Source organism: Dorea sp. AF24-7LB (genome assembly GCF_003478575.1).
GTDB classification, from domain to species: Bacteria; Bacillota; Clostridia; order Lachnospirales; family Lachnospiraceae; genus Dorea_D; species Dorea_D hominis.
Window position 1 is genome coordinate 57345 of record NZ_QUFR01000014.1, and the last position, 13664, is coordinate 71008.

The window sequence follows — 13664 nt, forward strand, 5'->3', positions numbered from 1 at the left end:
TGCATTTATCATCTTTGTGATGATGCAGTTCCTCTTTTTCATGTCCGGAAGCGGCGATTTCCCATCCAGCTTCCGGGCTTGTCTAAGAATCATGAATCAGAAAGGAATCAGCTCATGAAAAAATCAAATCGAAAAAAATTCTTACAGTTTGTCGTGCTTGTACTGTTTCTTGCAGCACTTTTCGTACCACAGGATGCCAACCGGCTTCTGATTGCAGGCATTGCCCTGATCGGTATCGGAGTCACGCTGTTCAGTTATCTTCTCCCGCTTTTCACGGAACGCCTGAAAAACAGGGAGCATAAGCTACGAAAACGCCCAGAAAGAACTCGTCATCTGGAAGGAACACCTGATCTGGAAACCATTCTCTGGAGACAGATCAAATTCCAGATTACCGGAAAGCTCAAGGAAGCCTTCCCGGATGCCACATGGGATTTTGTGAAAGAACCACCGCTCTCCCAGATACTGGATGGGGAACCATTACGGATTCGCACACGGAATACCGGAAGTTATAATTTTGCGGAAATTCTCATGGATGCCCGTGGCAGTCTGACGCTTCAGATGATGACCATTGAATCCTTACATAAAAAGGAACCGTCAGAAGGAAATCCGGATTCCAGACCAGCCGTTAATCCCAAATCATGGTATTCCCTGATTGGGAAACCGCTACTGATGGAATTGGTCGGTGACTTACAGGCAAGGGGCTATGAAAAGCTGTTTATCAACGAGCAGGGAGATGTCTATATTCTGAACGGCACTGAACCGGAAGTCCGGGGAAAGCTGGAACATTTCCCGCCCAAAGATTACTGGGGCGAATTGACGGAGATTTTTACTGAAGATGAATTGACCACAGAAGAGACCGAGCAGGCACTGGAACTGTCCTGGATCTCATAAGAAGGAGGAACGAATCATGGCAAATAACATCGTAGCAACCTGGGGGTTCAAACGCAAACTCCCGGAACCATTTGAGGATTATACGGACCATGCAATCTTTGATGACATTGCATCCAAATACTGTACTCAGCCACGGAAAAAATCCACGCTTCATGCAGCTACCCTGCGGGCAGTCCTTGCTTATCTGGAGCTGGAAAACCCGGTTGGCAGTACCCCGCCGGAAAAGCTTGGGGCGGTCGGTACCCAATCCAACAATTTTGTTGTGGCGGAATATCCGAGCAAAACCGGTGATCTTCAGGTGGTTGTCTACAACCAGCTAAACGGAAAGTTTTACGGAGGCTGCTATACTCCTCCGCCGGATGTGGAAAGCACACCGGAAAAATACGAATTTAAAGACTCCAAACAGTCCGGTGCGGCTCTGCTGTTCGCACTGATGCCGGTTTTTCTGGCAGATGAAGAGTGTAATGAAAAGTATCAGGAATTAAAAGCGCACCGGGACAACGGTTATCCCGATCTGGACGCCGCTGCGGAAACAGCAGCCGTTCTCTGCGACAACATTTACCGGAGAACCCGCTATGCATCAGGTCTCCCGACCGGTGGTGTTAAGATTGACCTTCCGGCAAACGGCGTATTGTCGCTGATCAAACCGTTAAATATCCAGAAGGGGGTCTATGCACCAACCGAAGTGCTCCATGGAGACTTTCAGGTGTTACGTCCAGGAAGTGGATTTAAGAAAGCACAGGCAGCCATTTCCAGAGATGATTTTGTTGGGAAATTTATCCTGACCGCATCCCGAAGGCTGTCTCCGGAAGAGGAGGTATCTGTTCCGACATTGGCAGAGTGGTACATCATCCCTCCGGAAATCAAACGGATCTGCGAACACGCAAAACTGACAACGGATACCACACAGCCGATGCGGAATTTTCTTTTACGGGGACCGGCAGGTACCGGAAAGACCGAAGGAGCCAAAGCCATTGCTTCCGCACTTCACCTTCCTTACCGCTGCATTACCTGTTCCGCAAATACAGAGGTATTCGACCTTTTAGGTCAGATTCTTCCGGATGTGGACGGAAAACGCACCCGGCTTCAGCGGCAGTACCCGTCTTTTCAGGAAATCCAGTTAGATCCCTCCGGTGCCTATCAGAAGCTGACCGGAAACTATGATGAAGAAATTTCTGCCGAGGACACCTACCAGAAGCTGATCGATACGATTTTTGATGAAATGCACAGCTATTATAAGGAACACACCTCCGGACAGAACTTCCAGTATGTGGATACGCCTCTAGTCGAAGCCATCCGCTATGGGTATATTCTTGAGATACAGGAGCCTACGGTCATTGCTAATCCCGGTGTACTGGTTGGACTTAACTCCCTTTTAGACCGCTGTAACAGCGTATATCTTCCAAACGGAGAAACCATCCACCGTCATCCGGATACGACCATCGTAATCACCACAAACAATGACTATGCAGGCTGTAAACAGATGAACCAGTCTGTCATTTCCCGAATGAACCTTGTGATTGATCTGGATGAACCGGATGAGGATACACAGGTAGAACGTGCCATGGCTGTTACCGGATGCAAGGATGCAAAAACGGTACGTCTGATGACACGCATTGTCAAATCCATGGCTGTCTACTGCCGGGAAAATCTCATTACAGATGGCTGCTGTGGCATGAGGGAGCTGATTTCCTGGGTGCAGTCCTACATGGTCTGCGGGGATATCCGGGAAGCGGCCCGTTACACGGTGCTTGCCTCTGCCTCTGCCGATGCTGAGAACCGTACGGAAGTGGAAGAAAGCTGTCTGGATACTGTGCTTGCTGCGTAGGACACGCCTATGAGAAAAGCAGCACTCACAGAAGCCCAGATCCGAAAGCATCTGGCAGATAATCTGTCTTATCTCCGGCAAGCCAAAACACCGAAGTTATCACAAAAGGCAGTTGCCAGAATCTTAAATCTTCCCCCGAAAACCATTATGAATTATGAAAATGCAAACTCCTCCCCGATGGCTTATGCCGTCCTTCGCCTTGCTGTGTATTACGGCTGCACGATGGAGGAACTGCTGACAAAAAATCTAAGAAAAGAAAGGAAGAATATCACGTGAATCACAGCCAAAGAAATTTAAAGAAACTAATCCGGGCAAAAGAGGATTCCATTGCGGATGAGGAGTTATTCCTCTCCGCTGCCTATCAGAAGTACCAGACCTCCCTTGCCAGAGCCGTTACCGGACGTTACCGGTATGGACTGCAGGTACTGCTGGACTGGGACATTTCCGAACAGGCAGGCGTTGCATATACCGACAATTATAAGGTACATCTCAACGCAGCGAACCCGATCACCCAGTCTTTCCCCACCCGTTTCTTACGTTCCCAGAGCCTGACAGGGCTCACCGGGCATGAAGTGGGGCACTTACTCTATTCTGATTTCACAGCCCACGCTGTTCATCTGAGGAGTCTGGAAAACGGTTCCTTCTATCCGAAGGAGCCGGAGCTATCCCTTCCAGCTTATCAGACAGCACTGGAGGAGATCAAAGAAGTGTTAGAAGAAAAGGACAAAGCCGGATGCCTGACACTGGCACGATGCGCCGCAACTTTTCAAAACATTCTGGAAGACATCCATATTGAAGACCGTATGTGTGAGGAATTCCACGGCACCTTCCGACAGGGGATTGAACTCAATAACCTGCGTATGTCCGAACAGATTCCTTCCATACAGGAACAAATTGACAAAGAATACCAGCCATTTTCCATCATTGCCAACCTGATCCTTTCCTATTGCCGGACCGGAAACATCAACAATCCCACCGGCTATCAGGGGGATTATCTGGATACCATTTCCGATTGTACCGATCTTCTGGATACGGCAATGGAATCGGAAAAAGGCACTGACCGGATGCTGGTTTCCAATGCGCTCTTAGCCCTGACCTGGAACTATATCCAGCCGCTCATCGAAAAAACACGGGAGGAATTGGAAATGCATGGCGAGGATTCCGCTGCCGATGCTCTGGAAGATCTTCTAGGGGATGAAGTCAGCAGCGGCGCTCCTCTTCCGACCGGAAAAAGCGGTGCCATTCCAAAGAATATCAAACCAGCTTCCCCAAAAGGAAGCGGGAATGATGAGGGCAATGCTCCTTCCGGTCCACGTACCAAAGAGGATGCTATAGAGGAAGCCAAACAGGTGCTTTCGGAAGAAGGCGGGCGCATCGCTCTTACAAAGACCAATACCATTCTGGATGAAAACAACCCCGGCGTCACTTATGTCAGTCAGTATCAGGGCAGCGGCTATGAGCATGCTGCAGAGGATCTGTTCCGGATCTTGAACGATGTGGCTGCAGAAAAGGTGCAGGAAGACTGTCAGACGGAACTGACCGAGGAACTGCAGAAAACAGCCAATGATATTCATTACGGCAATGCCCATGCAGGCATCCATGTTACCATCCATCGCCTGACCAGTGTTTCCGATTACCTGAAGAATGAATACCAGACAGTTGCTCCCCCGCTCCTGCGGGCTTCCAAAAAGCTGCAAAGCACCATCCTGCCGCTTTTGAAAGAAGAACAGCAAGGCGGAAAGCAGAAGAATCTCCTGTTTGGAAAACGTCTGGACTCCCATGCTCTCTATAAGACAGACGGAACCATCTTTACCAGAACCAGACTTCCAGGAGAGGAAAAACGTCTGGCTGTTGCCCTCCTGATTGACGAGAGTGGTTCGATGGGTTGGGGTGACCGGATGACACATGCAAGAAAGACTGCCATTGTCCTTTATGATTTCTGTAAAAGCCTCGGTATCCCTATCACCATTTACGGGCATTCCACGGATGCAGGCGGCGTTGCTCTTTACTCCTATGCAGAATTTGATTCTGTGGACAATGAGGACTGTTACCGGCTGATGGATATGTGCGACCGCAACGGGAACCGGGACGGCGCAGCTCTCCGCTTCGTAGCAGAGCATTTGTGCACACGCCCGGAGCTTCAGAAGCTGCTGATCCTGATTTCTGACGGTCAGCCAGCCGATTACGGCTACAGCGGAACGGAAGCAGAGGCAGATCTGCGGGGCATCAAGAAAGAATACGAAAAACGGGATGTCATCCTGTTTGCGGCTGCCATTGGTGACGATAAGGAAAATATCCGCAGGATTTACAAGGACGGATTCCTGGATATCACGAAACTGGAAGAGCTTCCAAAGAATATGGCACAGCTTGTCAAACAGCATCTCAAATAAAGGAAGGTGAATACTCATGAATGAAACTTATCAAAACCGGATTACCGACCAGATCTGCAAGATCCAGAATGACCGGGCACTCATTGCCTTTTATGACCGGCTCCGCTACGCACCACTCGGCAACTATGCACAGCTACATGCCAAAGGGGAATATCAGGAAAACGGGCATAAAGTACATTCTTTAATCTGCATCACCATTCAGGATTATTCCAACGGTACCGGAGACCGGAATATCATCACCCGTTTCAACCTGGCACCGGAACAGATCCAGTTCCTCTTAACCCGGATCACTTCCGGTTTTCAGGAATTTGAATGGAGCCAGAGCAAGATCTACGGCAATCCCGATCAGAACGGTTATTCCACAGCCCAGATGTTTTATATCTCCAGACATCCCTATGATTCCAAAGGGCAGCCTATGAAAAGCCCATGGAAAATCCAGATTGTAAATGGGAAAGGCATCAAAGCACAGAATAAGAACGGTGGTTCCTACATGCAGCCACGCAGCTTCCAGTCCGAAAAGACGACAGCCATCCAGCTTACCGACATGGATCTGTTCACGCTTCTGAAGCGGACGGATTCCTATATTTCCAACTGGGAAACGGTGATTGCTGCATCACTGATCAATAACGGAAAACGGATGCTGGCAGACCAGCAGAACAGTCAAATGCAACAGACAGCACAGGCTCCGCCTTACGCTGCCTAAATTTTCAGAAGAGAAGCGGTACTTTACTGCTTCTCCTCTTTTTAAGAAAGGAGACTTTAGTTATGAATATTGCACTCATCCGGACCATGGACTCTCAGGGGCGTATCGTCATCCCTGCAGAAATCCGGAAACAAATGAAGCTCTCAGACGGAGATGCACTGGAACTGGAAAATGTGGGAATGGAGCTGCTTTTACGCAAATGCCCTACCCACTTAAACGGAAAAGAGGAAATGGCTTCCTATCTTTCCGTCCTCTACAGTGTCATCCACTGTGGTATCGCAATTTGCAGTGAGGCTCACATACTCGTATCTGCGGGCATCTATCTTCCGGAAGGCACTCCCGTTACAGAAGAACTCGCCGAATTGGTTGCGGACGGCCAGGAACTGATCTCTGCTGAGAACTGCCCTGTCTACCCGGTATCCAACACCCGTCAACCGGTTTGTGCTTTTTTCCCGATTTTAAGGGAAGACAGAGAGCCGCTGGCACTTCTTCTCTGTTCCAGAACCGGACAGCATTTATCCGAGATGGAATTGGGATGCGCTAAACTGGTCGCTGCCGTAATTGCAAACAAAATTAAGTAAGGAAAGGAGCGTGAAATCAATGAAGAATACAAATATAACCTTACACACCACCCAAAAGAAAGAATATGTCCTCACCGGAATCCTGTCCCTGCCCCTCCATCTGGGAGAACGGGCGTGGATCTATAGTTATAACCAGACCTTTGCTACCAGTCCGGTGCAGAGTATTCTGGAAGTATCCGAAAACGGTGTGGTATTTGAGACCTGCAACAGTATTTACCGTCTCAGCTACACCCGTGTTCCGATGGAGCTGGAGGCGATGTGTGCTTGACAAGAATGGAAGAACTGGAGAGCTGCCTTTCGGGGCTCCTCTCCACCTTAAAGAAGAACCGGGAACATGTGCCTCTGGAAGTGCTGAAGACACAGTATAAGCAGCCGTATGAAGAACTGGTCAGAAACATCAACCTGACCGCTTCTGCCTATGCAAAATCTGTGCTGCTCCACCGGCTGGTCCTGAATCCGGATGCAGATGTGGAGGAACAATGTACCGTCATCAACCAGATGATACAAACTTCCGGGATGCTGAAGAAAATCAGCTCCTGCATGTCCAAAACCTACGATGTAGGACAGATATATCCTCTGATACTGGAACTACGCCATATGGTCGAACAGGCACTCTGGCCCTATGTGAATCAGGCAACTTGTCTGGTCGCAGATCTGGATGATATAGAAAAAGAACCGACAATTTACAATTTTTTGACACATGAAGTTTATGAAAATGATACCTGGATTCACCGAGAAATCGACCTGCGCTGGAAACTACTGGTACATCTTACTCCCGAACAAAGAGAATCCGTACCACCAGCCAATCATAGTATGAATGGAGGAATTTACCATGAAAGAACAACCATCTAATCCTTGCGAGAAAGTCTCATTTATTTTGACCTATGACCAGCTTGAAGCTGCTTATAACATCTACCGGGAACAATTTATTTCCTGCGACTTCATCCGCCGCTCCATGGAACGTCTGGAGGAAAGAATCGGACTCTGCAACCTTCCATATGAAACGCTGCGTGATGATCCAAGCCTTCTTCATGAAGCATACCTGCAGTTTCTCCGACTGGAAGACTGCAATGTGGCTTATAACGACACGCTGGAGCAGGTAATTGATGCAATCGAACAATGGCTTGCCTCTGGCACCTTATCCCCTGTAAACCTTACGGTTTCCAACCAGAATATGGGTGAAACTTTTGGAACGGAGGTGGATGTGTAATGGCAAATATCTGCTGTGATGATGTGATCTTTTATACAGAAGGAAATCCGGAAGGACTATATGACTTGTGGGAGGACCTGGAAACCTACATCATTCTGAACCAGAATCCTGATTTATGCTGGATTGGCAATTTATTTTCCCACAAGAAAATAGATTCCACCGGAATATCTCTTCGTGGAAATGTCAGCTACATGGAATGGAATGATACGTATATTCTACTTTCTTTAGAGACAGCATGGACTCCACTTTATGAAGCATATCAGGCGATAGCCGCTGCATATCATGTTCCCTTTGTGATGCAAAGCATAGAACCTGGAGAACGAATTTATTATAACACGGATGAAGCACACCTATTTTTCCCTGACCGATATTGTGTCCGCTTATATGAAGAAAGCCTATTGACTCCATGTGGCTTAATAATCGGAGAAAAGCTGGAAGACGGTGAACCATTTGAAACGGAAACAGACGTATTAGAACGATTCAGAGATTGCGGATATCCAGCAGCTACACTAAAAGAGTTGGAGCTCATGTTCGATGCGGATGAACTTATTATTTTTGAATTTACAAATCCATATTTGGATCTGGAGCAGAAAAATGCTTGTGCATGAAACTTCTCCCCTCCACACCAAAGACGATTATCATCAGATTTAAAGGAGGAACACCATGACTGATTTGGAACTGGATGTCTGGGATGCATGGCTCAGGGAACGTCAGGAACATCTGGAAGAAACCCTGTCCAATATCTCACCATCGGAAGAACCCTGCAGATATTACCTGCTAACCGGATATATTCAGGGAATGCTAGAAGCTCTTACCATGCTTACGACTGTTGAGGATGGGAAACGCTTCAAGATCAAACTGGAGCAATTTCGCCAGAATCTGCTCCTCTCTGGAGATTACGATGCTACCGGTAACTATAAACAGGCAGTGAAGAAAACTGCTGTTTAAATACTTCGAGCCGCCCAATCGGACGGCTCTTTTTATGCCCGAAAACGGTAGCCTACACCACGTATCGTTTCTATGTAGTGCGGTTCTTCCGGATTTTCTTCTATTTTCTTTCTCAGATTCTTGACTAACCCATAGACACGGTTATCCACTTCTGACTCCACATCCTCATAAATATGCTGGTAAATCTGTTCTTTTGTAAATACCCGATTGGGGGATAAGGCCAGATAAAAAAGCAGGTCATATTCATGTCTGGTAAGTTCCACAACCTTACCATCTTTGATTACGCTCCGCTGAAGCTGGTCTATTTCCAAACCTTGGAATGTCAACTTTTCAGAATTTGTAATCTCCATAACTTCTAACGTACTTTCGCAGGCTAGAACTGATTTAATTTTATTCAGGATTCCCTCTTCGGAATCAGAAATGGTAAGAATCATCACTTTCCCATAACATCACCTGCTTTTCTTAGCATTTAGCTTTCACTCCTCATTAACAATGTTTATCGATTGGTTACATAGATATATGCATCTTCCAAAGTTACGTCACAAGCTATACATCCACTTTCTGACGGCATATTCTCCCCTAACAGTCTTAATCTAATTCCTTCCTCCGTATACTGCTTACTGGAAATATGATATTTTCTTTCTAATTCTCTTGCAAGGCTTTCGTCCTCTGTACAGCATTCCCATACATGCCCTCTTGCCTTATTCAATAATTCCCTCATTGTTCCTGTATAAAGGAATCTACCTTTTTTCATAACCGCAAGCTGATTACAGGTTGCCATCAGATCCTCCACCACATGCGTTGAAAATAATACGGTGCGTTCTTCTGCAAAATCTACCAGTAAATTACGGATACGGATGCGTTCCTCCGGATCGAGCCCTGTTGTTGGTTCATCCACAATTAAAAAATCCGGCTCATGGAGTAATGCCTGCACTAATCCAACTCTTCGCTTCATTCCACCTGAAAGCTGCCGCATTTTCTTTTTCTGATGGTCTGCAAGACTGGTCTTCTCCAGATAGTAATCAATCCTTTTCTTGCTTTCTCTTTTCTCAATTCCAGCCAGATCTCCCATATACTCCAGACATTCTCGAACAGTCAAAGACGGATACAGATCAATTTCCTGTGGCAGATACCCAATCTTTTTCTGTATCTTTTCGTAATTTGCTTCGCAATATAGCGTACCATCTAACAGAACTTTTCCACTTGTGGGTGCAAGCACCGTTGTAAGCACCCGCATCAACGTTGTTTTTCCTGCACCATTTTCACCTAACAGACCAAATATCCCATGTGGGATTTCCAGATCCACATGATCTACCGCTGTCACTCCATTTTTAAATGTTACTGTTAAATCGTCTATTCTTATACTCATAATCTTACCCTCTCTTCTTTAATATCTTAGGAACAAATGCAAGCATCATCCCCGCAAATACCACGCACAGCACCTTCCCGCCAAGCCAGCTCCACTCTGTCAGCTTACCGAAATCACAAGTTCCGTAGGAAAATGGTCCCCAGTTTTTCAAAAACTGAGTTGCCTTTCCGGAAATAGAGAAACACCAGAAAAGCAGCACGACACCCATACCAATCCATCTGTTTCGAACCAGATTGCTGACAGTTACGGAAAGCACACTCCAAAACAAAACAGTTCCGGGAATCGCAATACAATAAATTCCAAACAAGGCACCGCCATCTAATTCTTCTGTCAGATTCACCGGTTTCTGCCAATAAAAGAGTCCATATGCCAACAAACTGATTCCAATCAGATAAGCTACCTGCACAAATAGTCTTTTATAAACTACCCCTGCCTGCTTTTTTAGATTATAAAGGCAGAATACTTCCGAGCGTTTGCTCTGCACTTCCACCAGATAAGTATCTGCACAGAAAACGACTGCCAGAAGCGAAACAGCTCTTTCTACTGCCTGCCCGATTTCATTCGCATATACAACAGGCTGGATTGCACTCAATATCACAACAAAAGCGATTGAATATGCAATTTTATAATATGGCATACATATTTTTACTTCTTTCTTCAATATACTCTCCTCCTTTTCCACATCCACACCGCTATAAACATGAGCAGTATGGATGCTGCCACAAGAAGCAGTTGATTGAGATATACCTGATGTGGCAATTCCGTTTCAAAAAAATTCCCCGGAAATCTAACCATAATAGAGAATGGTCTTGCATGACACTGTCCTTTGCTGTCCCATGTCAGCATATTAGAATAAATGATATAAAGAACCAGCGCCGGAACCGCTGGAAGCGGATTCTTAAACAGCAGCGCTGTAACCGCATACACACAGCAGATCATCAGGATGTTCGGCAGGACATACAGGATCGAATTCTGAACAAAATCCAGTATGTTCATAGCAAATCCTGATTTTACTGCCGTGGCGTAACACAAAATGATAAATACGATATTCATAATGACCAGTGCCGCCGTCATAATGAGAAATCCACTGCTTATTTTCCCGGCAATATATTGAAAAGCCGTCATCGGTTTGGTGTGCAGCAATTCATAAGTATTTTTCCTCATATCCTGGAAAAATAAAAACGCCAGCAGAACCGTTGCAAAGAATGCCATATGCAGGCTTGCAAAATCTGTAAATTTTCTTCCGAAATAATAGGAGAATGGATGTTTCTCAAGATTTTCTCTGATATACCGGTTGACTTCCTCCGGGCTTCCCTGATACCATGAAACGTCCTCATACACATAATTGGCACCATTAAAGTGGTATTCCGTTTTCAGATACTGACACGCCTCCGTAATCTTCATCTGTTTCATCTCAGATATCACTGCCTCCGCCTCTACTTCCGACATGCCAAACCCATTCTCTGTGTCCTGAAGTATCTTTACAATCTCTTTCTCCCACAGTTCTCTCTCCTTATCCGGTGTTGCCGGAATACATCCCTCCATAACATCCCCATCGGAGGCCATTTTTACCTTCCTGAAGGTTTCATCCGACTTCACGTAATGAATGGACAGATAGGGTGCAAGTGTCTGGTACATACTGATTAAAACAACAATCAAACCGATCCAGAATATCGGATTTTTAAGATAATTTTTCAGATTCCTTTTTATGATTGCTTTCATAAGTCATCCCGCCTTTCTTTTTTCTACAAACAGCATAGCCTACAAATCACAACAAAAAAACAACAGCCATTTATTTCTGCTGTTGTTCTTCTAATACATAATTTTTAAACACTGCCTCAACTTCCGCACCGCCATCTGCTACATTTTTTATCAGCAGTTTCCCACCATGCCGTTCGCAGTAGATACGGCTGATATACATACCCATTCCAAAATGCTTTAAGTCATCCTGTGGATTCTCATGATAAAACGCCTGTGTCACCCTGTCGATATTTTCCTGAAATCCAATTCCGTCATCCCTGATACTCATTTTCAGATATTGGGGTGTCACTGTCAGCTTCAGCCTAACTTCCTGATTGGCATAGCGGAATGCGTTAGCCAACAGATTATCCGCTACTTCCATGATGATTTCCTCATCCGCAGTCAGTATTTCAGATTCTCTCACTGTCGTCACTGTAAAATTCTTTTCTGATTTTTCCACCACGACTTCTGCCAGAGCTTCTATCTGGTTTATCAACTGCCGGATATCTACCACGGAACAGTTTAATTCCCGTTCTTCCAATTTCGTCATCTTCCTCATACTATCAATAAAATGGTTCATCCGTTCAATCTGAAGCATACCGCCCCTTAACATCTCCATCATTTTCTCTTGATCAAGCATATCTTCCGGAACAAATTCCAAAAGCATTTCCTGATATCCCCGCATGATTGCAAGCGGCGAGCGGATATCATGGGCAATCGCTGCACGCAGTACCCGCTCATCTTCGATCATCTGCCAAAGTCTACGGTTATTTTCTTCCAACTGCCCACGCATCCTTTCAAATTCCCTGCACAGCATCCCCATCTCGTCCTCGTTCTCATAAGCCATATGAAAATCCAGATCTTCCTCCGCAATCATCTGTGATGCCATCTTCAGTTCCTGAATCGGTCTCTTTAATTTATTTTTGTAAAACAGGCTGACCGCAATTCCACATCCGGAAAAAGAAAAAAGCAATACTCCGTACGTCTGAAGGAAATCACAGGTTTCTGAAATATGCCAGTCCATTCTGCTCATTTTACTCTGATTCGGTCTCGGTACCACTACCTCAAAATTTTCATTGCGGTCATTCATTGCCTGATAATACTCGTCCTGATCCACGTACTTCCACCAGACCTCCTCCTGTATCTGCCCGGCAATCTCAATAATTGACACAGAAAGAAAAAAAGTGACAATCAAGCTGAGTATCGTATATAAAACCATTGTCTTTTTCAAGGATAAATTTCTTATCTTTTCCATCGATACCCCATCCCCCATACTGTCTCAATGTATTCTGTCTGCGTATATTCCGCCAGTTTCTTTCTCACTCTCCGGATCAGTTCCGTAACAACACGGCTGTCACCTTCCGCATCATAACCACACACCTTTTCGTATATCCGCTCCCTGTCAAAAACCTGTCCTGGATTCATGGACAAAAACTCAATGATTGCATATTCCAGCTTCGTAAGCTCCAAATCATTTTCACCGATCTGAACCCTCTTTGCTCCATAATCAATACTGAGGTCTCCGTGGAATCTGTATTCAGACTTCCCTTTATGACGCTCCTCACGCTTCAAATGTGCAATAATACGAGCATCCAGTTCTTTCAGACTAAACGGCTTCAGTATATAGTCATCCCCACCGGATAAAAGCCCGTTTACCCTGTCCTGCTCCTCCACTTTTGCCGTCAGGAAGATAATGGGACAAGTTACTTTGCCCCGGATACGTCTGCATACTTCTAATCCGTCTATTTTAGGCATATTGATGTCCAGCAAGATAATATCCGGTTTCTTATGGATTTTTTCCAAAGCATCTGTGCCATCTTCTGCCATCATTACATCATATCGTTTGATTTCAAAATAGTTCTTTAACATCTTTAATAATTCGATGTCATCATCCACGATCAAAATTCTATATGCCACTTTTATCACCTCGTTTTATCAGTATACAATAGCCATGAGCAAAACTCCACACATTCAGTATTTATGCGGGTTTGCGAGGCATGGCAA

Annotated in this window: 17 protein-coding genes; 11 read left to right on the forward strand and 6 right to left on the reverse strand. The window is 45.6% G+C overall.

Going from position 1 to position 13664, the window contains the following annotated elements:
• The first annotated feature begins 114 nt into the window (after window positions 1–114).
• The 11 genes from DWY31_RS12215 to DWY31_RS12265 all read left to right on the forward strand — a co-directional run bounded on the left by DWY31_RS12215 (window position 115) and on the right by DWY31_RS12265 (window position 8551).
• The gene (locus DWY31_RS12215; RefSeq protein WP_022415111.1) at window positions 115–891 is read left to right on the forward strand and encodes a hypothetical protein; all 777 of its coding nucleotides are present in this window, start codon (window positions 115–117) and stop codon (window positions 889–891) included.
• Between the two features lie 16 nt (window positions 892–907).
• Window positions 908–2719 (forward strand): AAA family ATPase, encoded by a 1812-nt coding sequence (locus tag DWY31_RS12220; RefSeq protein ID WP_005333473.1) that lies wholly within the window; start codon window positions 908–910, stop codon window positions 2717–2719.
• A 9-nt stretch (window positions 2720–2728) separates the two neighbouring features.
• Entirely contained in the window at window positions 2729–2995 is a 267-nt protein-coding gene (locus DWY31_RS12225; protein WP_005333471.1) for a helix-turn-helix domain-containing protein, read from the forward strand.
• The gene (locus DWY31_RS12230; RefSeq protein ID WP_005333469.1) at window positions 2992–5109 is read left to right on the forward strand and encodes a vWA domain-containing protein; all 2118 of its coding nucleotides are present in this window, start codon (window positions 2992–2994) and stop codon (window positions 5107–5109) included. The genes DWY31_RS12225 and DWY31_RS12230 overlap by 4 nt, the downstream gene beginning before the upstream one ends.
• 16 nt (window positions 5110–5125) lie before the next feature.
• Entirely contained in the window at window positions 5126–5812 is a 687-nt protein-coding gene (locus DWY31_RS12235) for a hypothetical protein (protein WP_005333468.1), read from the forward strand.
• A 62-nt stretch (window positions 5813–5874) separates the two neighbouring features.
• Entirely contained in the window at window positions 5875–6393 is a 519-nt protein-coding gene (locus DWY31_RS12240; RefSeq protein ID WP_005333466.1) for an AbrB/MazE/SpoVT family DNA-binding domain-containing protein, read from the forward strand.
• A 19-nt stretch (window positions 6394–6412) separates the two neighbouring features.
• Complete coding sequence (locus DWY31_RS12245) at window positions 6413–6661, forward strand: hypothetical protein (RefSeq protein WP_005333464.1); 249 nt, start codon at window positions 6413–6415, stop codon at window positions 6659–6661.
• A gap of 5 nt (window positions 6662–6666) precedes the next feature.
• Window positions 6667–7245: a hypothetical protein gene (locus DWY31_RS12250; RefSeq protein WP_005333462.1), complete on the forward strand. Its 579-nt coding sequence runs from the start codon at window positions 6667–6669 to the stop codon at window positions 7243–7245.
• Window positions 7226–7603, forward strand: coding sequence for a hypothetical protein (locus DWY31_RS12255; protein WP_005333460.1), 378 nt, complete (start codon window positions 7226–7228; stop codon window positions 7601–7603). The genes DWY31_RS12250 and DWY31_RS12255 overlap by 20 nt, the downstream gene beginning before the upstream one ends.
• Entirely contained in the window at window positions 7603–8211 is a 609-nt protein-coding gene (locus DWY31_RS12260; RefSeq protein WP_005333458.1) for a hypothetical protein, read from the forward strand. Before DWY31_RS12255 ends, DWY31_RS12260 begins: the two co-directional genes overlap by 1 nt.
• Before the next feature lie 55 nt (window positions 8212–8266).
• Window positions 8267–8551 carry a hypothetical protein gene (locus tag DWY31_RS12265; protein WP_005333456.1) on the forward strand — a complete coding sequence of 95 codons (285 nt, stop codon included), beginning with the start codon at window positions 8267–8269 and terminating at the stop codon, window positions 8549–8551.
• A 32-nt stretch (window positions 8552–8583) separates the two neighbouring features.
• Here the strand turns inward: DWY31_RS12265 and DWY31_RS12270 are convergent, their stop codons facing one another.
• From DWY31_RS12270 to DWY31_RS12295, 6 genes are all read right to left on the reverse strand, one after another.
• Window positions 8584–8985 (reverse strand): winged helix-turn-helix domain-containing protein, encoded by a 402-nt coding sequence (locus DWY31_RS12270; RefSeq protein WP_005333454.1) that lies wholly within the window; start codon window positions 8983–8985, stop codon window positions 8584–8586.
• Between the two features lie 62 nt (window positions 8986–9047).
• Entirely contained in the window at window positions 9048–9920 is an 873-nt protein-coding gene (locus tag DWY31_RS12275) for an ABC transporter ATP-binding protein (protein WP_005333452.1), read from the reverse strand.
• 4 nt (window positions 9921–9924) lie between these two features.
• Complete coding sequence (locus tag DWY31_RS12280) at window positions 9925–10581, reverse strand: hypothetical protein (RefSeq protein WP_243060576.1); 657 nt, start codon at window positions 10579–10581, stop codon at window positions 9925–9927.
• The gene (locus DWY31_RS12285) at window positions 10578–11642 is read right to left on the reverse strand and encodes an ABC transporter permease (protein ID WP_005333443.1); all 1065 of its coding nucleotides are present in this window, start codon (window positions 11640–11642) and stop codon (window positions 10578–10580) included. Before DWY31_RS12285 ends, DWY31_RS12280 begins: the two co-directional genes overlap by 4 nt.
• 70 nt (window positions 11643–11712) lie before the next feature.
• Window positions 11713–12915 carry a HAMP domain-containing sensor histidine kinase gene (locus DWY31_RS12290; RefSeq protein WP_118520737.1) on the reverse strand — a complete coding sequence of 401 codons (1203 nt, stop codon included), beginning with the start codon at window positions 12913–12915 and terminating at the stop codon, window positions 11713–11715.
• A complete protein-coding gene (locus DWY31_RS12295) occupies window positions 12903–13577 on the reverse strand; it encodes a response regulator transcription factor (RefSeq protein WP_023921570.1) in 675 nt (224 codons plus the stop codon). Before DWY31_RS12295 ends, DWY31_RS12290 begins: the two co-directional genes overlap by 13 nt.
• Between the last annotated feature and the right edge of the window lie 87 nt (window positions 13578–13664).

Bases quoted from the DNA above. Each gene is read 5' to 3' on its own strand.
- DWY31_RS12215 (WP_022415111.1), top strand. From the start codon at position 115: ATGAAAAAATCAAATCGAAAAAAATTCTTACAGTTTGTCGTGCTTGTA.
- DWY31_RS12220 (WP_005333473.1), top strand. From the start codon at position 908: ATGGCAAATAACATCGTAGCAACCTGGGGGTTCAAACGCAAACTCCCG.
- DWY31_RS12225 (WP_005333471.1), top strand. From the start codon at position 2,729: ATGAGAAAAGCAGCACTCACAGAAGCCCAGATCCGAAAGCATCTGGCA.
- DWY31_RS12235 (WP_005333468.1), top strand. From the start codon at position 5,126: ATGAATGAAACTTATCAAAACCGGATTACCGACCAGATCTGCAAGATC.
- DWY31_RS12240 (WP_005333466.1), top strand. From the start codon at position 5,875: ATGAATATTGCACTCATCCGGACCATGGACTCTCAGGGGCGTATCGTC.
- DWY31_RS12245 (WP_005333464.1), top strand. From the start codon at position 6,413: ATGAAGAATACAAATATAACCTTACACACCACCCAAAAGAAAGAATAT.
- DWY31_RS12250 (WP_005333462.1), top strand. From the start codon at position 6,667: ATGGAAGAACTGGAGAGCTGCCTTTCGGGGCTCCTCTCCACCTTAAAG.
- DWY31_RS12255 (WP_005333460.1), top strand. From the start codon at position 7,226: ATGAAAGAACAACCATCTAATCCTTGCGAGAAAGTCTCATTTATTTTG.
- DWY31_RS12260 (WP_005333458.1), top strand. From the start codon at position 7,603: ATGGCAAATATCTGCTGTGATGATGTGATCTTTTATACAGAAGGAAAT.
- DWY31_RS12265 (WP_005333456.1), top strand. From the start codon at position 8,267: ATGACTGATTTGGAACTGGATGTCTGGGATGCATGGCTCAGGGAACGT.
- DWY31_RS12270 (WP_005333454.1), bottom strand. From the start codon at position 8,985: ATGATTCTTACCATTTCTGATTCCGAAGAGGGAATCCTGAATAAAATT.
- DWY31_RS12275 (WP_005333452.1), bottom strand. From the start codon at position 9,920: ATGAGTATAAGAATAGACGATTTAACAGTAACATTTAAAAATGGAGTG.
- DWY31_RS12285 (WP_005333443.1), bottom strand. From the start codon at position 11,642: ATGAAAGCAATCATAAAAAGGAATCTGAAAAATTATCTTAAAAATCCG.
- DWY31_RS12290 (WP_118520737.1), bottom strand. From the start codon at position 12,915: ATGGAAAAGATAAGAAATTTATCCTTGAAAAAGACAATGGTTTTATAT.